Consider the following 21,384-nt stretch of genomic DNA (forward strand, 5'->3'; position numbering starts at 1 on the left):
GAAGATCAGGGAACGACGACGACGATCGTGCTGATCGTCGCGAAGGACCACATGGCGTCGCCGTCCGCCCGGGCCATCCGTACGCCGCCGGTCTTCTTCTTCGGATCGGGCGCGGGCAGCGAGCCGTCCACGGCGGCGCTGAAGCCGACGGTGACCTCGTCCGCCTTCGCGAACCGCACGACATGCTCGACCCTCACCCCGTCCGTGCCGGTGGTGTATCCGGTCCGGGAGGTCACCCAGTACGTGCCGGGCTTCGGCGTCGCCGTGCCCGGCACCACCGGGAAGGTCCGCTTGGCCCTGCCCCGCTCGTTGATCAGCCAGACCCGCTTGGCGTTCGGCGAGTAGACGACCCGCAGTCCCATGCCCGAGTTCCTGGGGATCGACAGCGGGTTTCTGCGTGGCTCGTCGCCCCCGGACCCTGTCGCGGAGGGTCGACGCTCGGCCAGCTCCACGGAGGAGGGCGCGTTCGCCGACGCCTGGTAGGCCAGGAAGCCGACCGCGGCGAGAGAGACCGCGGTGAGCCCGGCCACGAGTCCCGAGCTACTGCTTGACACCGGCTTCCACCTCTTCGTCCGGGTGTGTACGGATTCGTCGTGACGGTAGCAGCAGGCGCCGGGTGGGACGGGACGCCGTGCCCCTGCCGCGGGGGCCGTAGGCTGTTTGCGTGCTCTTGCTCGCCGTTGATACCGCCACACCAGCCGTCACCGTCGCTCTCCACGACGGCCGGAACGTCGTCGCCGCGTCCAGTCAGGTCGACGCGCGCAAGCACGGGGAGCTGCTGCTGCCGTCCGTCGACCGCGTGCTGGCCGAGGCCGGCCTGAAACTCGACGCCGTGACGGACGTGGTCGTCGGCGTCGGCCCCGGCCCGTACACCGGCCTGCGGGTCGGCCTGGTGACCGCTTCGGCCTTCGGCCTGGCGCTGGGCGTACCGGTGCACGGACTGTGCACGCTGGACGGGCTGGCGTACGCGTCCGGGCTCGACGAGCCCTTCGTCGTGGCGACGGACGCGCGCCGCAAGGAGGTCTACTGGGCGCGGTACACGGACTCCCGGACCCGGGTGACCGAACCCGCGGTGGACCGCCCCGCCGAGATCGCCTGCGACGTCGCGGGCCTCCCGGTGGTCGGCGCGGGCGCCCTGCTCTACCCCGAGGTCTTCCCGGACGCGCGCGGCCCCGAGCACCAGTCGGCGGCCGCCCTGGCCGCGCTGGCCGCGGAGCGGCTGGCCGCAGGGGAGCCGCTGCTGGAGCCCCGGCCGCTGTACCTGCGCCGCCCGGACGCGCAGGTGCCCAAGAACTACAAGGTGGTCACTCCCCGGTGAGCGGTGCCCCTGTGCTGCGTGAGATGCGCTGGTGGGACATCGAACCGGTGCTGGAGATGGAGCGCCGGCTCTTCCCCGAGGACGCCTGGTCGGCCGGCATGTTCTGGTCCGAGCTCGCCCATGCGCGCGGCCCGCAGGCCACCCGCCGCTATGTCGTGGCCGCAGTGTCCGACAGCGGCTCCGCCGCGGGGTCCGACAGCGGCTCCGCCTCGGAGGGCGGCCGCATCGTGGGCTACGCCGGCCTGGCCGCCGCCGGCGGGCTCGGTGACGTACAGACCATCGCCGTCGCCCGCGAGCACTGGGGCACCGGCCTCGGTGCCCGACTCCTCACCGACCTGCTCAAGCACGCCACCGCCTTCGAGTGCGACGAGGTGCTCCTCGAAGTGCGGGTGGACAACACGCGCGCCCAGAAGCTGTACGAACGCTTCGGCTTCGAGCCCATCGGCTTCCGCCGCGGCTACTACCAGCCGGGCAATGTCGACGCCCTCGTCATGCGCCTCCAAGTACAAGGAACTGAGATCCATGGCTGACGAACCCCTCGTCCTCGGTATCGAGACCTCATGCGACGAGACCGGCGTCGGCATCGTCCGCGGCACCACCCTGCTCGCGAACGACATCGCGTCGAGCGTCGAGGAGCACGCCCGCTTCGGCGGTGTCGTGCCGGAGGTCGCCTCCCGCGCCCACCTCGAGGCGATGGTGCCGACCATCGAGCGCGCCCTGAAGCAGGCCGGTGTCTCCGCGAAGGACCTCGACGGCATCGCGGTGACGGCCGGCCCCGGGCTGGCGGGCGCCCTGCTGGTCGGCGTCTCGGCTGCGAAGGCGTACGCGTACGCGCTCGGCAAACCGCTGTACGGCGTCAACCACCTCGCCTCCCACATCTGCGTCGACCAGCTGGAGCACGGCCCGCTGCCCGAGCCGACGATGGCGCTGCTGGTCTCGGGCGGCCATTCCTCGCTGCTGCTCGCCCCCGACATCACCTCCGACGTCCGCCCCATGGGCTCCACGATCGACGACGCGGCGGGCGAGGCCTTCGACAAGATCGCCCGGGTGCTCGACCTGGGCTTCCCCGGCGGCCCGGTCATCGACCGCCTCGCGAAGGAGGGCGACCCCACCGCCATCGCCTTCCCGCGCGGACTCACCGGCCCGCGCGACCCCGCGTACGACTTCTCCTTCTCCGGCCTCAAGACCGCGGTCGCGCGCTGGATCGAGGCCAAGCGCAGGGCGGGCGAGGAGGTCCCGGTACGTGATGTGGCGGCCTCCTTCCAGGAGGCGGTCGTCGACGTCCTCACCCGCAAGGCCGTCCGCGCCTGCAAGGACGAAGGCGTCGACCATCTGATGATCGGCGGCGGCGTCGCCGCCAACTCCCGGCTGCGCGCGCTGGCGGAGGAACGCTGCGAGCGGGCCGGTATCCGCCTGCGCGTCCCCCGCCCGGGCCTGTGCACCGACAACGGCGCGATGGTCGCGGCCCTGGGCGCCGAGATGGTCGCCCGCAACCGCCCCGCCTCGGACCTGGGCCTCTCGGCGGACTCCTCCCTCCCGGTGACGGACCCGCATGTGCCGGGCCATACGCACGGCCACAGCCACGACCACGACCACCTGCACGAGCTCAGCAAGGACAACCTCTACTCATGACGGTCGCCCTGATGTGGGAGGCCCGCGCAGCCGAGGGGCGCGGGCCGGAGCTGCTGACCTGGGCGAAGGAACAGCCGCTCGCACACGAGCCGCTGCGCCGCGAGACCTTCACGGCTCCGCAGGACCGCGTCCTGGTCATCACCTGGTGGGACGCGGCCTACGACGCCGACCTGCCCGAACTCCCCGAGCCGGACCCGGGCCTGGTCACCCGGTCCGTCCACCGCTGGCGCTTCGCGTCCGCGTAAGCGCGCGATGACGGGTGGCAGTGAGGGCTGACCCGACCGCGGACAGCACGACGGGCGCCTGGCTCATGGCCACTGCCGGCCATCCCGATGCCGGAGCGGGCCGGCGATGAGTTTCGGGGCGGAAGGCGGTCTACCTGGCAAGAGCCGCGTGAGACGGCCCGAGCAGGAGGCAGCGTCATGCAGAAGATCACCACCTTCCTCTGGTTCGACAACCAGGCCGAGGAGGCCGCGAACTTCTACACGTCCCTCTTCGACGATTCGAAGGTGACCGGTGTCCATCGGTACGGCGAGTCGGGACCGGGGGAACCGGGCAGCGTCATGACCGTCACCTTCGAGTTGGCCGGCCGGCAGTTCACCGCTCTGAACGGCGGCCCGCAGTTCCCGTTCACCGAGGCGATCTCGCTCAGCGTGGACTGCGCCGACCAGGCGGAGGTGGACGAACTGTGGGCCAGGCTCACCGAGGGCGGCGAGGAGGCACCGTGCGGCTGGCTCAAGGACAAGTACGGCCTGTCGTGGCAGATCACTCCCAGGAAGGTGATCGAACTGCTCAGCGACCCGGACCCGGTCAAGTCCGCTCGGGCGATGAAGGCCGTCCTGGGGATGAAGAAGATCGACATCCAGGCAGTGGTGGACGCGTACGAGCAGGGGTGACCCGGCCTCGCGGGCGTGGCCTCAGCAGTGGTGCGCGGGGCGGGTGGAGGTGAAACCGGTGCGACCGCAACGCGCAGAAGCCGGCAGGTTAGCCTGCGGCGCATGGCCCGTCGCAACCCTCTGCCCCCGCCTCCGCCGCCCGTGCACCTGCGTGCCTGGCCCGACCGCGAGGCGATGCTCGCCGACCGGGCGCAGGTCCTGGGGGAGTTGAGCAGGCGCAGCGTGGGGCTGAGACGGCTGATGCTGCTGTGGGCGATGGCGGTACTGGTCGCGGTGGGATGGTCGTTCGTGGGGGCGGCGCTCCTGACCTTCGCCGAATCCCTGGACGTCATCAGCTACTTCTTCGGCGCGCTCATGCTGGCGTTGGGCCTCGCGTCGATGGTGCCGACGGGCTTCGCCGTCGCGGGCGCCGTCCGCCGGGACCGGCAGGTGCGTGAACTGCTCGACCAGTGGGGCGCGTTGGACCGAGACCCGGCGGCGGACGCGCGCTGCCGTGCACCCGGGCCGACGCTGTGCTGGCTGCTGTTGTCGGTCGCGCCGTGTGCCCTCGGCCTCTATGTGTCCTTCGCTTCGACCGCGGGCGCCGAGCCCGGCCGCGACACCTATGCGGGGGTGGCCTACGGACTCGGCATGGGCGTCATCGCCTGGCTGACCGGGCTGCTCGGCGTGGCGAAGGCGGTGTCGCACTACCGGTGGGTGACGCGGACCCTGATGGGCGCGCCGGTGCGTCGGTAGTGCCGCGACCGGTCGGTCAGGCCGGATGAGGGCCTGAGGGATGTCATGCCCGCGGTGTGGCCGGGTGCCCGATCAGCATGGTCGGGGCGCCCGCCACCCGGGTGAGGAAGACCGTCGCGGAGTACGGACCGTGCGGTTTCACCTTGCGGCGGAGTTCTTCCGGTTCGACGGCCGAACCGCGTTTCTTGACGGTGAGGATGCCGACTTCGCGTTCGCGCAGGAGCGCCTTCAGCTTCTTCAGGTTGAAGGGGAGTTCGTCGGTGATCTCGTACGCGGTGGCGTAAGGGGTCGGGCGCAGTTCGTCCGACGTGATGTAGGCGATCGTCTCGTCGAGCAGCCCGCCGTCGACCTGGGCGGCGACCTCGGCGACCAGGTGGGCGCGGATGGCGGCGCCGTCCGGCTCGTACAGATAGCGGCCGGTCCTGCGGACCGCGGGATCGGGCAGCCCGCTGCCGGCGAGGGTGTGCGGGCCTGGGAGCAGAGTGGCCCGTACCGTACCGGGGTCCGTGCCGAACCACAGCACGGCCTCCTTCACATCGCCGTGGTCGGAGATCCACTCGGCCTCGGCGTCCTCGGGGACGGCCTCGTGGGGGATGCCCGGGGCGATCTTGAGGGCGGCGCGGGGGGCCGTACGGGCCGCGCCGACGGCCCAGGACAGCGGCGGGGAGTACGCCTCCGGGTCGAAGACACGGCCGCGGCTGCCCCGCCGGGCCGGGTCGACGAAGACGGCGTCGTACGGCGCCGTGTCGATCTCGGTGACATCGGCGCAGCGGACCTCGATCAGGCCGGCCAGGTCCAGCGCCTCGGCGTTGGCGCGGGCGACGGCCGCGGTGAGCGGGTCGCGGTCGACGGCCAGGACGGAGATGCCGGCGCGTGCGAGGGCGATGGCGTCGCCGCCGATGCCGCAGCAGAGGTCGGCCAGGCTGCGTACGCCGAGCCCGGCGAAGCGCCGGGCGCGGTACGCGGCGACGGAGGCGCGGGTCGCCTGCTCGACGCCGTTCGGGGTGAAGTACATCCGGTGGGCGTCCTCGGCGCCGAACTTCGCGACCGCCCGCTGGCGCAGCCGTGCCTGGGTGAGGGCCGCGGACACGAGTCCGGCGGGGTGGTCGCGGCGCAGCCGGGTGGCGGTCGCCAGTTCCCGCGCGGGGTCGTAGTCGCGCAGGGCGGCGAGCAGGGTGCGGCCCTCCTCGGTGAGCAGAGCGGAGAAGGCGTCGAGGTCGTTCACGCGGCCCATTGTGGGCCAGTCGGTGGATGGCGGGCGCGCGGTGGCGGTGTCTGCGGGGTGCGAAGTGGGGCCGCTGACAGGATGCGATGCCATGCAACTTGTACGACAAAACGACAATATGAGGGCAAAATTCAAAGGGCAGAGGATCCGGACGGTCATGGCCGTGCTGCTGACCGCCGCGATCGGTTCCGGCTGTGCGGCAGGGGCGCCGGACAGTGGGCCGTACGGCGGAGCCGGGGCCGCGAATGCCCAGCTACGGCATTACCGGTCCGGTCCGGCCCGGGCCATGGCCGCGTACGCCGGCCAACTGCGGTTCGCCTACGCCGAACGGGAGGCCGTCGCCAGGAAGTGGGGGCTGGTCAGGACACCGCTGGTCGCTCCGCCGGCGCCGGCCGTGAAGCCGAGGATCACGACGCGCAAGGGCTTCGAGGTGGCGGGGTGGCCAGGGCTGCCGCCGGTTTTCACCTCCGTGCCGGTCGCCGAGCGGGTGGTCTTCCTGACGATCGACGACGGGGCGGAGAAGGACCCGGAGCTGCTGCGGATGATGACGGAGGTCGGCATCCCGTACAGCGCCTTCCTCAGCGACTATCTGGTGCGGGACAACTACGGGTACTTCGCCCGGATGCAGGGGCGTGGGGTGAGTCTGAACAATCACACGCTCAACCACCGCTATCTGCCGGGGCTGCCGTACGAGCGGCAGCGCAAGGAGATCTGCGACCAGCAGAGCGTCATCGAGAAGGAGTTCGGCAAGCGGCCTACGCTCTTCCGCCCGCCGTACGGCAATTACAACCGCGACACCCTGCGCGCCGCGAAGTCCTGCGGGATCAAGGCCGTGCCCCTGTGGGAGGCGGAGGCGTTCCCGGACCGTTTCGCGTGGCGCGAGCCGGACCAGGATCTGCACCCCGGCGACATCATCCTCACGCACTTCCGCGGCCGCGATGACTGGAACGGCACCATGCCCGACGTGATCCGTCATGTGATGAGGACGGTCACGGAGAAGGGGTACGCGGTGGCCAGGCTGGAGGACTACGTATGACCGCCCGGCCCGAGCCGGTCGGCGGCGGGGTGCGGCACGGCACGGCGCGTTGGCACTCCGCTTGACCGAGTGCTAATCGGAGTCCTAGTCTCAGGTCTGGCACTCCCCACCGGAGAGTGCCAGCCACACGCGACGGGCAGGTCCGGCACCCGCGACGACGGATCGACCTGGTCGCCACCTCAGACAGTTAACCCCGCGAGATCTCCGAAGGGGGAGGTCGGATCGTGACGACCACCAGCTCCAAGGTTGCCATCAAGCCGCTCGAGGACCGCATCGTGGTCCAGCCGCTGGACGCCGAGCAGACCACGGCCTCTGGCCTGGTCATCCCGGACACCGCCAAGGAGAAGCCCCAGGAGGGCGTCGTCCTGGCCGTGGGCCCGGGCCGCTTCGAGAACGGCGAGCGCCTGCCGCTCGACGTCAAGACCGGCGACATCGTCCTGTACAGCAAGTACGGCGGCACCGAGGTGAAGTACAGCGGCGAGGAGTACCTCGTCCTCTCGGCTCGCGACGTGCTCGCGATCATCGAGAAGTAATTCACCCGAAGTTTTGATCTGCGCCCCTGGCTCCCTGACCTTCATATCCGGGCGCCCGGGGCGCAGTTCATATCAGAAGAGGACTGAAACGCTCCCATGGCGAAGATCCTGAAGTTCGACGAGGACGCCCGTCGCGCCCTCGAGCGCGGCGTCAACAAGCTTGCCGACACGGTGAAGGTGACGATCGGTCCCAAGGGCCGCAACGTCGTCATCGACAAGAAGTTCGGTGCCCCGACCATCACCAACGACGGTGTCACCATCGCCCGTGAGATCGAGGTCGAGGACCCGTACGAGAACCTCGGCGCCCAGCTGGTGAAGGAGGTGGCGACCAAGACCAACGACATCGCTGGTGACGGCACCACCACCGCCACCGTGCTGGCCCAGGCGCTGGTCCGTGAGGGTCTGCGCAATGTCGCCGCCGGCGCCTCCCCGGCCGCCCTGAAGAAGGGCATCGACGCCGCCGTCGCCGCTGTCTCCGCGGAGCTGCTCGCGACCGCCCGTCCGATCGAGGAGAAGTCGGACATCGCCGCCGTCGCCGCGCTGTCCGCCCAGGACCAGCAGGTCGGCGAGCTCATCGCCGAGGCGATGGACAAGGTCGGCAAGGACGGTGTCATCACCGTCGAGGAGTCCAACACCTTCGGTCTGGAGCTGGACTTCACCGAGGGCATGGCCTTCGACAAGGGCTACCTGTCGCCGTACATGGTGACCGACCAGGAGCGTATGGAGGCCGTCCTCGACGACCCGTACATCCTGATCCACCAGGGCAAGATCTCCTCGATCCAGGACCTGCTGCCGCTGCTGGAGAAGGTCATCCAGTCCGGCGGCAACAAGCCGCTGCTGATCATCGCCGAGGACGTCGAGGGCGAGGCCCTGTCGACCCTGGTCGTCAACAAGATCCGCGGCACCTTCAACGCCGTGGCCGTCAAGGCCCCGGGCTTCGGTGACCGCCGCAAGGCGATGCTGGGCGACATGGCCGTCCTGACCGGCGGCACCGTCGTCGCCGAGGAGGTCGGCCTCAAGCTCGACCAGGTCGGCCTGGACGTGCTGGGCACCGCCCGCCGCGTGACCATCACCAAGGACGACACCACGATCGTCGACGGTGGCGGCAAGTCCGAGGACGTTGGGGGCCGCATCGCCCAGATCAAGTCCGAGATCGCCGCGACCGACTCCGACTGGGACCGCGAGAAGCTCCAGGAGCGCCTCGCCAAGCTGGCCGGCGGCGTGTGCGTGATCAAGGTCGGCGCCGCCACCGAGGTGGAGCTGAAGGAGAAGAAGCACCGTCTGGAGGACGCCATCTCCGCGACCCGCGCCGCGGTCGAGGAGGGCATCGTCTCCGGTGGTGGCTCCGCGCTGGTCCACGCCTCCAAGGTGCTCGAGGGCAACCTCGGCAAGGACGGCGACGAGGCCACCGGTGTCGCGGTCGTCCGCCGCGCCTCGGTCGAGCCGCTGCGCTGGATCGCCGAGAACGCCGGTCTCGAGGGCTACGTCATCACCTCCAAGGTGGCGGAGCTGGAGAAGGGCCACGGCTTCAACGCCGCCACCGACGAGTACGGCGACCTGGTCAAGGCCGGCGTCATCGACCCGGTGAAGGTCACCCGCTCGGCGCTGGAGAACGCCGCGTCGATCGCCTCCCTGCTGCTCACGACCGAGACCCTGGTCGTCGAGAAGAAGGAAGAGGAGCCGGCGGAGCACGGCCACGGCCACGGTCACTCCCACTGAGTGCGCTGAAAAGGCCCTCGTTCCCTCCGGGGGCGGGGGCCTTTTCCCGTCTGCGCGGGCTTCCCGTGCGGCCGCTACATCTCCAGCGCGCCCAGTTGCCCCATCAGGCCGAGCCGGTCGTACTGCCACCAGCCTTCGAGGATCTTGCCGTCGCCGCGGCAGCGGTGGATCGTCGTACCGGTCATCGTGACCTGCTGGCCACTGGCCGGGATCCCCATGAAGTCACCGTTGTGAGTGGCCTCCCAGGTCCAGCGGCTGCACACCCGGTCGCCTTCCTCGATCTGGTCGTCGATGCTCATGGTGAAGTCGAACCCGCCGCGCCACATCTCGGCCTCCCGGCGGAACGCGTCCATCCCTATGACGTCCTGCGGGTTGTTCGGGTCGTGGTCGTGGTAGCTCTCCGCCACGACTTCGTCGAGCGGAGGGAGCTCGCCCTTGGTGGAAAGCAGCTCGAAGAGCCTGCGGGCGTTCGTCTTGTTGAGCTGATCGTCCCGGACCACGTCGAGGTCCGTGAACGTCGGGGTCTCGTCACAGAGGGCGACCATCTCCTGGAAGATCCGGTCGGTCTCCGGCAGGTTCGAGTTCTTCATCGCTTCTTCGTACGACGAGAACTCCACGATCTCCACGAAGTGGTTCGACTCGGACCTGTCCTTGCCTATGACGCTGTGGGTGGCGGTCCGCTTGCCCTTGGTCTGCTCGACCCATGTGTCCATGAGCCGGTTCATCTCGTCGAACCGACTGGTCTTACAGTCGATCAACTGTACGAATGTCATGGCGCCTCCCGACGTCACCCGGGTCGAGTCGGATATATCCAGTTTAGTGAAGAATGGGTGATTCGCTTAGGGTGAATGGTTCGACGTGTCCACATGGACCGGTCGGCGAACGGACGGCCAACTTGACGCTGCCGGCGGTCAGTCCGGCCTTCCAGTGCCGTCGCAGGGAGACGAGCGACGATCAGGGGGATGACGGCGAGGAGGGAGCCGGTGACACCCCGACTTCCGGCTCTGCGCCGGCTCCCCTGCGCCGGCCGCCGGAGCCCCGGTCGGGAACAACGGCGGCCAGGACCTGTTTCGGCCATCCGCTGCCTACGACCGGAGCCCCCGACATCGGCGCCTACGAGGGGCTGGGCATTCCGTGGCCGAGATCCTCACTGCGGCCCGTATTTGCGGCCTGTCCTGGAGGAGACCCCTCCGAGCAGGCCGCGCGGGACCAGCTTCGTGACGCCCATCAGCGCCTTGTACCGCGGGTCCGGGACGCACAGCGACTTGCCGCGGTTCAGGTCCTGCAGGGCCTCCGCCGCCACCTTGTCCGCGTCGAGCCACATCCAGCCCGGGATGTTCTCCGTCCCCATTCCGGCCCGCTGGTGGAACTCGGTCCGTACGAACCCGGGGCACAGTGCCATCAGCCGTACGCCCGACCCGGCCAGGTCCTTCGCCGCACCCTGGGTGAACTGCACGACCCATGCCTTGGACGCGCCGTAGGTCCCACGCGGCACGAAGGCCGCCACCGACGCCACATTGATCACCCCGCCGCGGTGGCGTTTCCGCATCGCCTCCGTGGCCGCCGAGGTGAGACGCAGCACCGCCTCGCAGTGGACCTTGAGCATCCTCAGCTCGTCGGCCATCGGGACTTCCAGATACCGGCCCTTGTTGCCGAAGCCGGCGTTGTTGACCAGCAGGTCCACCGGGTGGGTGCGGTCCGCGAGCCGTGCCTCGACCGCCGCGATGCCGTCGTCCGTGCTCAGGTCGGCGGTCAGCACCTCGGCCTCGATGGAGTGCCGGTCATGCAGTTCGGTGGCCTGCCTCTCCAGCCGGTCGGTGTCGCGCGCCACCAGCACCAGGTTCCGTCCGTCCGCGGCGAGCCGCCGCGCGAAGGCGGCACCGATACCCGCCGTCGCGCCCGTGATCAGTGCAGTCGTCATACGGGCACGTTAGTGCCCCTCGTGACCGTGCGCCGGGTGCGGCGTACCCGCCCGCTGTCCCTTCTCGACGACCACGAACTGCCCCATCATCGCCTGGTCCTCGTGATACAGCAGGTGGCAGTGGTACATGTACGGCGTGTCGGGGTCGGCCGGCCCGTCGAAGCGCATTGCCACCTTCATGGTCGTGCCCGAGGGGACGAACACCGTGTCCTTGGCCCCGCGCAGCGCGGCCGGCGGCCTCTTGCCGTTCACCTCCAGCACCCTGAACTGCACGTCGTGGACGTGGAAGTTGTGCGGCATACCGTCGTTGTTGCGTATCGTCCAGGTCTCGGCGGTGCCCCGGGCGACCGTCTCGTCCACTCGGCCCATGTCCATCTTCCGGCCGTTGATCCCGGAGAACTTCAGCTCGAAGTGGCGTCCGCGCACCGAGTCCGATCCGTCGGGGACCGCCAGTTCCCCCAGCCGCGCGGGCAGTCCGGGCGACGGGCGCAGGGACGGTGCGGCCCGCAGTTGGAGTACGTCGAAGGAGTCGTCGCCCCCGCTGAACCGCTGGTTGAAGAAGTCCATTCCCGCATCGAGCGGATGGCTGCGCAGCACGGTCCGCTCACCCGGCCGCATCCGCACCACGATCTCGGCACGCTCACCCGGAGACAGCTTCACCCGGTCCATCACGGCCGGTTGCTCCAGCAGCCCGCCGTCCGTGCCGATGAGGGAGAAGTCCCGGCCGTCGTCGAAGCCGAAGGTGTACACGCGGGCCGTCGAGGCGTTCAGCAGCCGCAGCCGTATGAGCTCGTCACCCACTTCGCGATAGGGCGCGAGGGTGCCGTTGACCATCGTGCGGTCGCCCAGGAAGCCCACGCTCGCCAGCAGCGGGTGTCCGTGGTCGAACCGTGCTCCGTCGAACCTCACGTCCTGCACGATGACCGGCAGATCGTCCACGCCGTACCGCCGCGGCAGCGTCAGCCGCTCCGTCCTGTCGTCGTCGAGCAGGAACATCCCGGCCAGACCCCGCTGTACATGCTTCTCCGTGGCCCCGTGCGGATGCGGGTGGTACCAGAGGGTCGCGGCGGGCTGGTTCACCGTCCAGCGCGGCGTCCATACGCCACCGGCATCGATCATCTGGTGCGGTCCGCCGTCCATCCGCGCAGGCAGGTGCATGCCGTGCCAGTGCACCGTGGAAGGCTCGGGCAGGGTGTTCCGTATCCGGACCTCGACCTTCTCGCCGCGCCCGGCGCGCAGCGTCGGCCCGAGGTAGTCCCCGCTGAAGCCCCAGGTCGGGGTCTTCCTCCTGGGCATGAACTCCCGCTCGCCCGCCTGCATCGTCAGGTCGAAGACGCGCGTGCCGTCCTTGCGCAGCGTGGACTTCGCGAGCGGCGGTATCGCCAGCTCGTTGCGGAAGTCCGTACTGCCGACGGTGGAGACGTCGGCGGAGGTGTACAGCCAGGTGAAGCCGGCGCCCACCGCGAGGACGAGCACGGCGACGACCGAGCCGAGGATGACGAGAACGCGCTTCAGCCGAGTCATGTTCCAAGGTTCCCGGCCGACGGCCCTCCCCGGCATCGGGGACGGCCCCCCAGTCTTCCCCGATTCAAGTCCGCGCTTTTGTCAGGGATTTCCCCCAGCAGGTACTCAGCCTCCCTGCTTGGAGACGTACTCCTTCGTCTTTCGCAGGATGTTTGGGTCCAGCGCGTCACCTGCGGCGAGCAGCCGCGGCAGCAGCGTGCGTTCGGTGGTGACGGCCCGGAACTGCACGGCCACGGTGATGTCGTGGTCCGGACGGTGCACGATCCCGATCGGGTCCCCGGCCCGGATCTCGCCCGGCTCGATCACTCGCAGATACGCCCCCGGGGCCGCGGCCTGCGTGAAGCGCCTGACCCAGCCCTGCTCCCCCAGCCAGCCGGCGAACGTGCGGCACGGAACACGGCCCGAGGCGACCTCCAGCACCAGCTGCTCGCCGACGCGCCACCGCTCACCGATCAGAGCACCGTTCACATCGACCCCGAGCGTGGTGAGGTTCTCGCCGAAGGAACCATTGCCGAGCGGTCGCCCCAGTTCCCGCTCCCACACGTCCAGATCCTCGCGTGCGAAGGCGTACACGGCCTGGTGGCTCCCGCCGTGGTGCCGCAGGTCGCACACCGTGTCACCGCCGACCCCGCTTGCCCCCACGCCCTTGGGGCCGGGGTTCGTCACCCGTACGGGCCCCTCGGTGGGCTGTTTGTCGATCCCGGTGGCGCCGCCCTCGGCGTCCGTGTAGTCGACGACCTTCGGCTTCCCCAGATTCACCGTCAGAAGTTTCATGCGGAGCACGCTAATCGCACTTCCCTCCAAGTCGCGGGCTGATTTATCCGCCGCTCCCCAAGAATCCCTTATGGTGGAAGGGTGATCGAAGCCCGTCATCTCCGCGTCCTGCGCGCCGTGGCCGCCACCGGCTCCTTCTCCGCCGCCGCACGTGAGCTGGGCTGCACCCAGCCGGCCGTGAGCCAGCAGATGAAGGCCCTGGAATCCTCCGTGGGCACCCCGCTGCTGATCCGTACCGGCCGCGAGATGCGTCTGACCCAGGCGGGCGAGGCGCTGGTGCGCCATGCCTCGGGCATCCTCGCCGGGCTGACCGCCGCGGAGGAGGAGGTCGCGGCCATCGCCGGGCTGCGCGCCGGCCGGGTGCGCCTGGTCTCCTTCCCCAGCGGCAGCTCCACCCTCGTTCCCGCGGCTCTGGCGGCCCTGCGCGCGGCCCACCCCGGAACCCGGGTCTCCCTGGTCGAGGCCGAGCCGCCGCGTTCCGTCACGATGCTGCGCGACGGTGACTGCGATGTGGCACTCGCCTTCCGCTACGAGGGTGCGGCCACTGCGGAGGAGTGGGACGAGCTCGTCGTACGCCCGCTGCTGAGCGACCGGCTCGTCGGTCTGGTCCCGGACGGGCACCGACTGGCCGGGGCGGGCACGGTGGCCATCGCCGATCTGGCCGACGAGCCGTGGATCGCGGGCTGCCCGCGGTGCCGCCGCCAGTTGGTGGAGGTCTGTGAGAGATCCGGATTCGTGCCGCGCATCGACTTCGCGACCGACGACTACCCTGCGGTGGTCGGCCTGGTCGGAGCGGGCCTCGGGGTCGCGGTGCTGCCGGAGCTGGCGCTGGAGGCGGTACGCCCCAAGGGGGCCCGTACCGTGGCGGTGGAGCCGTCCGTGCGGCGCGAGATCGTCGCGCTCACTCTTCCCGATCTGGCCCAGGTCCCGGCGGTCTCGGCCACCCTGGACCAGCTGACGCTGGTCGCCGCGCGCGGATAGGGGCCCGCGCCGGGCCGGTCGGACACTGCCGGACAGGCGGTGCAGAAACGTTTTTTCATCGAGCCGGCATCAGGCCTCCGCGGCGCCTCCCGTCGCCCCCGTCGATGTCGCGATCAGTCGGTGCCGTGCGCGGCCCATCAGCTCCTCGCGCTCGTCCTCGGTCAGGCCGCCCCACACGCCGTACGGCTCGCGCACAGCCAGTGCGTGAGCCGCGCATTGCGCTCGTACCGGGCACCTCATGCAGACCTCTTTCGCCGAGTTCTCTCGCGCGCTGCGCGCCGCTCCGCGTTCGCCCTCCGGATGAAAGAAGAGCGAGCTGTCCACCCCACGGCATGCCGCGAGCAGCTGCCAGTCCCACAGATCGGCGTTGGGTCCGGGAAGGCGGGAGAAATCTGCCATTGCATGTCCCCTCGTAACCGTGTGTCACCGTGCTGAGCCGGATACGAAACCGCCGCACCAACCCATGACCGAACATCCACTGTGTAAGTAGATGTAAATATGACTCATTGCGAATCTAGCCTCAGACACCTCAACAAGGGAAGAAAAGCCGCTAAATGGGGCATAGGTGTACGTGAACCGGTACCGAAGGTGCCGGACCTACCCGTAACTCTTTCGAGTGACCATCGTTGAGAGCTGCGGAGGCGGTTGAAGCAACAAGCGCTCGGGCAGATGCCCGAGAGCGTCAATCGCACAGGTGACGATACGTAACAGCCTGGAGGCTCAAGGTGACGCGCATCAGCTGCGGAGGGCGGCCATGACATCCGTCCTCGTCTGCGACGACTCCCCGCTTGCCCGAGAGGCGCTCCGCCGTGCGGTCGCGACCGTGCCCGGCGTCGAGCGCGTGACGACGGCGGCCAACGGCGAGGAAGTCCTCCGCCGCTGGGGTGCCGACCGCTCGGACCTGATTCTGATGGACGTACGCATGCCCGGCCTGGGCGGCGTGGAGACCGTACGCCGGCTGCTCTCCGCCGACCCCGGCGCCCGGATCATCATGCTCACGGTGGCCGAGGACCTGGACGGCGTCGCGCTCGCGGTGGCCGCCGGTGCCCGTGGGTATCTGCACAAGGACGCCTCGCGTGCCGAGTTGCGCGCGACGGTGACCCAGGCGCTGGCCGACCCCACCTGGCGGCTCGCCCCGCGGCGGCTGCGCTCGGCCGAGATGGGTGCCGCTCCGACGCTCACCGCACGGGAGATCCAGGTGCTCGAGGGTATGAGTCATGGACGGTCCAATGCCGAGATCGGCCGTGAGCTGTTCCTGTCCGAGGACACCGTCAAGACGCATGCCAGGCGGCTCTTCAAGAAGCTCGGCGCCTCGGACCGGGCGCACGCGGTGGCGCTCGGCTTCCGCTGGGGCCTGGTCCGCTAGTGCTGTGACCGGAAAGGTTTGCCGGGCGTCGCGAGCCGGTGAACCTTTCCGGTCACCGCACCAGGCAAGGGCGGGGTGCGTCGCGGCGGCGACGTGGCCGTACCCGTCCGCCGCCGGACAGTGCGTCGAAGGGGTGCGTCGGTGTCGAACGGGAGAACGTGCGAAGGCCGCGCGGCGGTGCCGATATGCGGCTCCGCCGCGCAGGTGACCGAGCGCGCTCGACCGTCGGTACAGGCCCCGACGCCCCTGGGGGGTTCCCCGGACGAAGGCCTGGAGAGAGCCGGGCACCGGAACGGGGCCGGGCACAGGGACGGGGCGGCGGGGAGGGCCGCGCCCTCGTTGTCCACGTTTCCCGCGCGATGCCGCATCCTTGAGGGGTGGAGTTCCTCGGGGACGAGTCGGTCGAGTGGCAGGGGAGGGCGCGGGAGATGAGTTCCGGCGCACCTGCTCATAACGCTTCGGTGCACAACTACGGGCACGGTGCCGCGGATCGGCATCGGTCGAGGCACGATGGACCGATGCGCGACGACGAGACCACGGTGATCGGTGCACTCGTTCACCGTGCGGTCGACGGCGACGAGCAGGCGACGCACGACCTGCTGGCTCACGTTCATCCGCTCGCCCTGCGCTACTGCCGCACCCGGCTGAATCGGTTGCCCGGTGATGCCCGCCACTTCGTGGAGGACCTGGCGCAGGAAGTCTGTGTGGCCGTCCTGATGGCGCTCCCGCGCTACAAGGACACCGGGCGCCCCTTCGAGGCCTTCGTCTTCGCCATCGCCTCCCACAAGGTCGCCGACCTTCAGCGGGCGGCCATGCGTCATCCGGGCTCCACGGCCGTACCCTCGGACGAGATGCCGGAGCGGCCGGACGATTCGCTGGGCCCGGAGGAACGGGCGCTGCTCAGTCATGACGCCGAGTGGGCCAGGAGACTGCTGGCCAATCTGCCGGAGACGCAACGCGAGCTGCTGGTGCTGCGGGTCGCGGTCGGGCTGACCGCCGAGGAGACCGGCCAGATGCTGGGGATGTCACCGGGCGCGGTGCGGGTGGCCCAGCACCGGGCCCTGAGCCGGCTGCGCGCGCTCGCCGAGCAATGAGCCGGCAGGACGTAGTCGATCAGGAGCACATTGACTACGTATGAACATACAAAGACCGTAAGCGATCTTGTTCGTGGAATGGGACACCTCTGGATCCCGTTAGCATGGACATCCGCACCGATCAAGGCCATTGGGGAAGGTGTCATGACTGCCAACGTCGACGGAGTGCCCGAGAAATTCGCGACACTCGGGCTGACCTACGACGACGTCCTTCTGCTGCCCGGCGCGTCCGACATGGCGCCCGACCAGATCGACACTTCCTCGTACATCTCCAAGAACGTGCGTGTGAACATCCCGCTGCTTTCCGCGGCGATGGACAAGGTCACCGAGGCCCGCATGGCCATCGCCATGGCCCGCCAGGGCGGCGCCGGTGTGCTCCACCGCAATCTGTCCATCGAGGACCAGGCCAACCATGTGGACCTGGTCAAGCGCTCCGAGTCCGGCATGGTCACCGACCCGATCACCGTGCACCCGGACGCCACGCTGCGCGAGGCCGACGAGTTGTGTGCCAAGTTCCGCATCAGCGGTGTGCCGGTGACGGACCCGGCGGGCAAGCTGCTCGGCATCGTCACCAACCGCGACATGGCCTTCGAGTCGGACCGCGGCCGCCGGGTGCGCGAGGTCATGACCCCGATGCCGCTGGTCACCGGCAAGGTCGGCATCTCCGGCGCGGACGCCATGGAGCTGCTGCGCCGCCACAAGATCGAAAAGCTGCCGCTCGTCGACGACGCGGGCGTCCTCAAGGGCCTGATCACCGTCAAGGACTTCGTCAAGGCGGAGCAGTACCCCAACGCCGCCAAGGACAAGGACGGCCGTCTGATCGTCGGTGCGGCCGTCGGTGTGGCGGGCGACGCCTTCGAGCGGGCCCAGGCGCTGATCGAGGCGGGCGTCGACTTCATCGTCGTCGACACCGCGCACGGTCACTCCAGGCTGGTCGGCGACATGGTCGCCAAGATCAAGTCGAACTCCGACGTCGACATCATCGGCGGCAACGTCGCCACCCGTGACGGCGCCCAGGCGCTTGTCGACGCCGGCGTGGACGGCATCAAGGTCGGTGTCGGCCCCGGCTCCATCTGCACGACCCGTGTCGTCGCCGGCATCGGCGTCCCGCAGGTCACCGCCATCTACGAGGCGTCCCTCGCCGCCAAGGCGGCCGGTGTCCCGGTCATCGGCGACGGCGGTCTGCAGTACTCCGGCGACATCGCCAAGGCCCTGGTCGCCGGTGCCGACACGGTGATGCTCGGCTCGCTGCTCGCCGGCTGCGAGGAGTCCCCGGGCGAGCTGCTCTTCATCAACGGCAAGCAGTTCAAGTCGTACCGCGGCATGGGCTCGCTCGGCGCGATGCAGTCCCGCGGCGACCGCAAGTCGTTCTCCAAGGACCGCTACTTCCAGGAGGGCGTGGCCTCCGACGAGAAGCTCGTTCCCGAGGGCATCGAGGGCCAGGTGCCCTACCGCGGTCCGCTCTCCGCGGTCGTCCACCAGCTGGTCGGCGGTCTGCGCCAGTCGATGTTCTACGTCGGCGGCCGCACCGTGCCCGAGCTCCAGGAGCGCGGCCGGTTCGTCCGCATCACGTCCGCGGGCCTGAAGGAGAGTCACCCGCACGACATCCAGATGACGATCGAGGCGCCGAACTACACCACGCGCTGATTCGGCACACACATACGAAGAAGGCCGCGGGCCTCTTGCCGCCCGCGGGCCTCTTGCCGGGCGTCGGGGATACTGGTACGGCAGACGTAGAGGGAAAGGCCACACATCGTGACTGAGATCGAGATCGGGCGCGGCAAGCGCGGCCGCAGGGCGTACGCGTTCGACGACATCGCCGTCGTCCCGAGCCGGCGCACTCGGGACCCGAAGGAGGTCTCGATCGCCTGGCAGATCGACGCCTACCGCTTCGAGCTGCCCTTCCTGGCCGCCCCCATGGATTCCGTCGTCTCCCCGCAGACCGCCATCCGCATCGGCGAGCTGGGCGGCCTGGGCGTGCTGAACCTCGAAGGCCTGTGGACCCGCTACGAGGACCCGCAGCCGCTGCTCGACGAGATCGCCGAGATGGACGAGGTCACCGCCACCCGCCGTCTCCAGGAGATCTACGCGGCTCCCATCAAGGAGGAGCTGATCGGCCAGCGCATCAAGGAGGTGCGCGACTCGGGTGTGGTCACCGCGGCCGCGCTCTCCCCGCAGCGCACCGCCCAGTTCTCCAAGGCCGTCGTCGATGCGGGTGTGGACATCTTCGTCATCCGCGGCACGACCGTCTCCGCCGAGCACGTCTCGAGCGCCGCGGAGCCGCTGAACCTGAAGCAGTTCATCTACGAACTCGACGTCCCGGTGATCGTCGGCGGCTGCGCCACCTACACCGCGGCCCTGCACCTGATGCGCACCGGCGCGGCGGGCGTGCTCGTGGGCTTCGGCGGCGGCGCCGCGCACACCACCCGTAACGTCCTGGGCATCCAGGTGCCGATGGCGACCGCCGTCGCGGACGTCGCAGCGGCCCGCCGCGACTACATGGACGAGTCCGGCGGCCGGTACGTCCACGTCATCGCGGACGGCGGCGTGGGCTGGTCCGGCGACCTGCCCAAGGCCATCGCCTGCGGCGCAGACGCCGTCATGATCGGCTCCCCGCTGGCCCGCGCCACGGACGCCCCCGGCAAGGGCCACCACTGGGGCATGGAGGCCGTCCACGAGGACGTGCCGCGCGGCAAGCTGGTGGACCTGGGCATCGTCGGCACGACCGAGGAGATCCTCACCGGCCCGTCCCACACCCCGGACGGTTCGATGAACTTCTTCGGTGCGCTCAAGCGGGCCATGGCGACGACGGGCTACAGCGAGCTCAAGGAGTTCCAGCGCGTCGAGGTGACGGTGGCGGACGCGCAGCACAAGCGCTGACGTCTCGTACGCGTACGACGGGCCTCGGACGACTGTCCGAGGCCCGTCGGCGTGTCAGCGGCCCTGGCGCGCCCATCGCACGACGGGGAACACGAGGGCGGCCTCCACCAGCCAGAAGAAGGCGATGATCCCCCAGTCGGGCCCTGCGGCGGCATCGAACTCCTCGCTGGTCCCGACGAGCGCGATCAGTGCCCACAGGAGCGCGATGACACCGAAGATCCAGGCGCCGGCCGTCGCCCCCTTGCCGCGGCGCGCGGGCCCGGCCTGCCGCGGCGGCTTCTCCTGCTTCGGCTTCGGGCGCGGGATGTGCTCCGGGGCGCGTGGTGGCATGGGCACGACCGCGTGCGGCGGCACGACCGCGTCGACGGTGGCCAGGGCGCCGGGGTCGAGCCGGTAGAGCGTCGGCTCGATGCCGACCGTGAAGCCGTCGTGGCCGGTCAGCCTGCGGCCCCCGTCGGGGTACGCGAGCATCGCGGCGCACTCCGCGAAGCGGACGGTCACCTGGTTGCCGGGGGCGGTCCGGCTGACGCCGTCGGCCGCGATCACCAGGGCGACGTCGTCGTTCTCCAGAGAGGCGAAGCGGCGGCCGGTCACCACGGACGCGGACTGCTGCGGGGCCTCGGTGAACCCCGCCCAGTCCACACCCCGGCTCGGCACCTGCATGAGCGCGTCCGCGGCGACCTCCAGCGCCACGGCGTGCAGGTCGGCGACGGTGACGGCGTTCAGCTCCGCCGCGTGCTGCTCGGCGCTCAGGTTGCGGTAGCCCGTCAGCAGGTTCAGCGCGTGCGAGGGCAGCATCGCGGCGGCCAGGTCGGGCGTGTCGAACGACTTCAGTACGGCTGCCCGTGCCGCGTCCAGGTCGGCCTGCTCGATCCGCCCCGCGCGCAGCTTGGCGAGTACGTCGACGAAGCCGCCGACGACCGCGTCCTGCCTCTCCGGCAGGGCGTCGGCGTACGCGGTGATGGTGGCGAACTCCCCGTCCCGTGGGCTGTAGTCGGCTGCGGCGGTGTACGAGTAGCCGCCCTTCTGCCGCAGATCGCGGAAGAGTTCGCGGCCGAGCACCTCGGCGAACAGACCGGCCGCAGTGGAGCGCCGTACGACGGCGTCGAGGACGACCACGCCGTCGTCGCCGTAGAAGTACGCGGGGGTCCGCGGCAGCGCCGAGGTCGGGACCGGCACCGGGTGCCGGGGCCCGGACGGCAGGATCGGGTCGAGGCCTTCCGGGAGGGTGTCGCTGGTGATCCACAACACCGCGTTCTCCCTGGTGAACCGGGTGCGCGCCCACTCCCGCACGGTGCCGGCGTCGAGCCGTGGCAGGCCCTGCTCCCCGTAACCGAGCAGTCCGTAGCCGCGGGCTCCGTAGCGCCACAGAGCCAACCGGTCGGCCGCGCCGTTGGAGTGGCCGGCGGCCTCGGTGCGCAGGATCTCCTTCTCGGTCTCCAGACGCTCCATGGGGAGGTCGCGCAGTGCGGCGCACACACCGTTCAGGTACTCGACGATCTCGGCCGGCGTGCCGTCGACATGGAAGTGGGTGTACGCCGCCGCGGTCGCGCCGTTGTAGTGAAGGTCGCTCAGACCGTGCCGGTGCAGTGCCAGATGCTCGACGAGGTGGGTGATGCCGCTGGTGGCGAGGGTCTCGTCGGCGCGTCCCACGCGGAAGAAGAGCCCCGCGCCGATCCGGCCGCGCCGGCGTGGGGCGAGGAGCGTGCGGATGCCGTCGATCTCGGTCTCGATGATGCCGTCTGCCATC

Annotated in this window: 22 protein-coding genes and 1 pseudogene; 14 read left to right on the plus strand and 9 right to left on the minus strand. The window is 70.0% G+C overall.

Annotated features, from left to right (window positions below):
* Nucleotides 1-5: 5 nt before the first annotated feature.
* A complete protein-coding gene (locus tag ABD858_RS19370; RefSeq protein ID WP_345039223.1) occupies nt 6-554 on the minus strand; it encodes a L,D-transpeptidase in 549 nt (182 codons plus the stop codon).
* A 110-nt stretch (nt 555-664) separates the two neighbouring features.
* Here ABD858_RS19370 and tsaB point away from each other — a divergent pair, with 110 nt between their 5' ends.
* The 6 genes from tsaB (at nt 665) to ABD858_RS19400 (ending at nt 4,581) form a co-directional block, all read left to right on the plus strand.
* Complete coding sequence (gene tsaB / locus ABD858_RS19375; protein ID WP_345039225.1) at nt 665-1,318, plus strand: tRNA (adenosine(37)-N6)-threonylcarbamoyltransferase complex dimerization subunit type 1 TsaB; 654 nt, start codon at nt 665-667, stop codon at nt 1,316-1,318.
* A gap of 23 nt (nt 1,319-1,341) precedes the next feature.
* On the plus strand, nt 1,342-1,848 hold the full coding sequence (gene rimI / locus ABD858_RS19380; protein ID WP_345044699.1) for a ribosomal protein S18-alanine N-acetyltransferase: 507 nt from the start codon (nt 1,342-1,344) through the stop codon (nt 1,846-1,848).
* Nucleotides 1,841-2,950, plus strand: coding sequence for a tRNA (adenosine(37)-N6)-threonylcarbamoyltransferase complex transferase subunit TsaD (tsaD, locus tag ABD858_RS19385; RefSeq protein ID WP_345039227.1), 1,110 nt, complete (start codon nt 1,841-1,843; stop codon nt 2,948-2,950). The genes rimI and tsaD overlap by 8 nt, the downstream gene beginning before the upstream one ends.
* Nucleotides 2,947-3,195 carry a hypothetical protein gene (locus ABD858_RS19390; RefSeq protein WP_345039230.1) on the plus strand — a complete coding sequence of 83 codons (249 nt, stop codon included), beginning with the start codon at nt 2,947-2,949 and terminating at the stop codon, nt 3,193-3,195. The genes tsaD and ABD858_RS19390 overlap by 4 nt, the downstream gene beginning before the upstream one ends.
* 177 nt (nt 3,196-3,372) lie before the next feature.
* Nucleotides 3,373-3,846 carry a VOC family protein gene (locus ABD858_RS19395; RefSeq protein WP_345039232.1) on the plus strand — a complete coding sequence of 158 codons (474 nt, stop codon included), beginning with the start codon at nt 3,373-3,375 and terminating at the stop codon, nt 3,844-3,846.
* Nucleotides 3,847-3,948: 102 nt separating this feature from the next.
* Nucleotides 3,949-4,581 carry a hypothetical protein gene (locus tag ABD858_RS19400; RefSeq protein WP_345039234.1) on the plus strand — a complete coding sequence of 211 codons (633 nt, stop codon included), beginning with the start codon at nt 3,949-3,951 and terminating at the stop codon, nt 4,579-4,581.
* A gap of 43 nt (nt 4,582-4,624) precedes the next feature.
* On the opposite strand, the gene ABD858_RS19405 is transcribed toward ABD858_RS19400, so the two are convergent.
* The gene (locus tag ABD858_RS19405; protein ID WP_345039236.1) at nt 4,625-5,815 is read right to left on the minus strand and encodes a THUMP-like domain-containing protein; all 1,191 of its coding nucleotides are present in this window, start codon (nt 5,813-5,815) and stop codon (nt 4,625-4,627) included.
* Between the two features lie 109 nt (nt 5,816-5,924).
* Here ABD858_RS19405 and ABD858_RS19410 point away from each other — a divergent pair, with 109 nt between their 5' ends.
* From ABD858_RS19410 to groL, 3 genes are all read left to right on the plus strand, one after another.
* Nucleotides 5,925-6,842: a polysaccharide deacetylase family protein gene (locus ABD858_RS19410; RefSeq protein ID WP_425586227.1), complete on the plus strand. Its 918-nt coding sequence runs from the start codon at nt 5,925-5,927 to the stop codon at nt 6,840-6,842.
* Nucleotides 6,843-7,066: 224 nt separating this feature from the next.
* Nucleotides 7,067-7,375, plus strand: coding sequence for a co-chaperone GroES (gene groES / locus ABD858_RS19415; RefSeq protein WP_019066754.1), 309 nt, complete (start codon nt 7,067-7,069; stop codon nt 7,373-7,375).
* A 96-nt stretch (nt 7,376-7,471) separates the two neighbouring features.
* Nucleotides 7,472-9,094, plus strand: coding sequence for a chaperonin GroEL (gene groL, locus ABD858_RS19420; RefSeq protein ID WP_345039243.1), 1,623 nt, complete (start codon nt 7,472-7,474; stop codon nt 9,092-9,094).
* 74 nt (nt 9,095-9,168) lie between these two features.
* Here the strand turns inward: groL and ABD858_RS19425 are convergent, their stop codons facing one another.
* The 5 genes and pseudogenes from ABD858_RS19425 to ABD858_RS19445 all read right to left on the minus strand — a co-directional run bounded on the left by ABD858_RS19425 (nt 9,169) and on the right by ABD858_RS19445 (nt 13,313).
* A complete protein-coding gene (locus ABD858_RS19425; RefSeq protein ID WP_345039245.1) occupies nt 9,169-9,867 on the minus strand; it encodes an ester cyclase in 699 nt (232 codons plus the stop codon).
* A gap of 121 nt (nt 9,868-9,988) precedes the next feature.
* Nucleotides 9,989-10,082, minus strand: a pseudogene (locus tag ABD858_RS19430) (carbohydrate ABC transporter permease); the annotation flags it as partial.
* A 159-nt stretch (nt 10,083-10,241) separates the two neighbouring features.
* Nucleotides 10,242-11,015 (minus strand): SDR family NAD(P)-dependent oxidoreductase, encoded by a 774-nt coding sequence (locus ABD858_RS19435; protein WP_345039247.1) that lies wholly within the window; start codon nt 11,013-11,015, stop codon nt 10,242-10,244.
* A 9-nt stretch (nt 11,016-11,024) separates the two neighbouring features.
* On the minus strand, nt 11,025-12,539 hold the full coding sequence (locus ABD858_RS19440) for a multicopper oxidase family protein (RefSeq protein WP_345039250.1): 1,515 nt from the start codon (nt 12,537-12,539) through the stop codon (nt 11,025-11,027).
* A 105-nt stretch (nt 12,540-12,644) separates the two neighbouring features.
* Nucleotides 12,645-13,313, minus strand: a complete 669-nt coding sequence (locus ABD858_RS19445; RefSeq protein ID WP_345039252.1) for an MOSC domain-containing protein — start codon at nt 13,311-13,313, stop codon at nt 12,645-12,647.
* An 81-nt stretch (nt 13,314-13,394) separates the two neighbouring features.
* Here ABD858_RS19445 and ABD858_RS19450 point away from each other — a divergent pair, with 81 nt between their 5' ends.
* Nucleotides 13,395-14,294 carry a LysR family transcriptional regulator gene (locus ABD858_RS19450; RefSeq protein ID WP_345039255.1) on the plus strand — a complete coding sequence of 300 codons (900 nt, stop codon included), beginning with the start codon at nt 13,395-13,397 and terminating at the stop codon, nt 14,292-14,294.
* 69 nt (nt 14,295-14,363) lie between these two features.
* Here ABD858_RS19450 and ABD858_RS19455 read toward each other — a convergent pair whose 3' ends face one another.
* On the minus strand, nt 14,364-14,693 hold the full coding sequence (locus ABD858_RS19455) for a WhiB family transcriptional regulator (RefSeq protein WP_345039257.1): 330 nt from the start codon (nt 14,691-14,693) through the stop codon (nt 14,364-14,366).
* A gap of 355 nt (nt 14,694-15,048) precedes the next feature.
* Between ABD858_RS19455 and ABD858_RS19460 the strand changes: the two genes are divergently transcribed.
* The 4 genes from ABD858_RS19460 to ABD858_RS19475 all read left to right on the plus strand — a co-directional run bounded on the left by ABD858_RS19460 (nt 15,049) and on the right by ABD858_RS19475 (nt 19,634).
* Nucleotides 15,049-15,660, plus strand: coding sequence for a response regulator transcription factor (locus ABD858_RS19460; RefSeq protein ID WP_003948568.1), 612 nt, complete (start codon nt 15,049-15,051; stop codon nt 15,658-15,660).
* 518 nt (nt 15,661-16,178) lie between these two features.
* Nucleotides 16,179-16,754, plus strand: a complete 576-nt coding sequence (locus ABD858_RS19465) for a sigma-70 family RNA polymerase sigma factor (protein WP_345039260.1) — start codon at nt 16,179-16,181, stop codon at nt 16,752-16,754.
* 144 nt (nt 16,755-16,898) lie between these two features.
* Nucleotides 16,899-18,401 (plus strand): IMP dehydrogenase, encoded by a 1,503-nt coding sequence (guaB, locus tag ABD858_RS19470; RefSeq protein WP_345039261.1) that lies wholly within the window; start codon nt 16,899-16,901, stop codon nt 18,399-18,401.
* A 108-nt stretch (nt 18,402-18,509) separates the two neighbouring features.
* Nucleotides 18,510-19,634, plus strand: a complete 1,125-nt coding sequence (locus tag ABD858_RS19475) for a GuaB3 family IMP dehydrogenase-related protein (RefSeq protein WP_345039262.1) — start codon at nt 18,510-18,512, stop codon at nt 19,632-19,634.
* 54 nt (nt 19,635-19,688) lie between these two features.
* On the opposite strand, the gene ABD858_RS19480 is transcribed toward ABD858_RS19475, so the two are convergent.
* Nucleotides 19,689-21,383, minus strand: coding sequence for an insulinase family protein (locus tag ABD858_RS19480; protein ID WP_345039264.1), 1,695 nt, complete (start codon nt 21,381-21,383; stop codon nt 19,689-19,691).
* Between the last annotated feature and the right edge of the window lies 1 nt (nt 21,384).

Source organism: Streptomyces sannanensis (assembly GCF_039536205.1).
GTDB lineage: Bacteria > Actinomycetota > Actinomycetes > Streptomycetales > Streptomycetaceae > Streptomyces > Streptomyces sannanensis.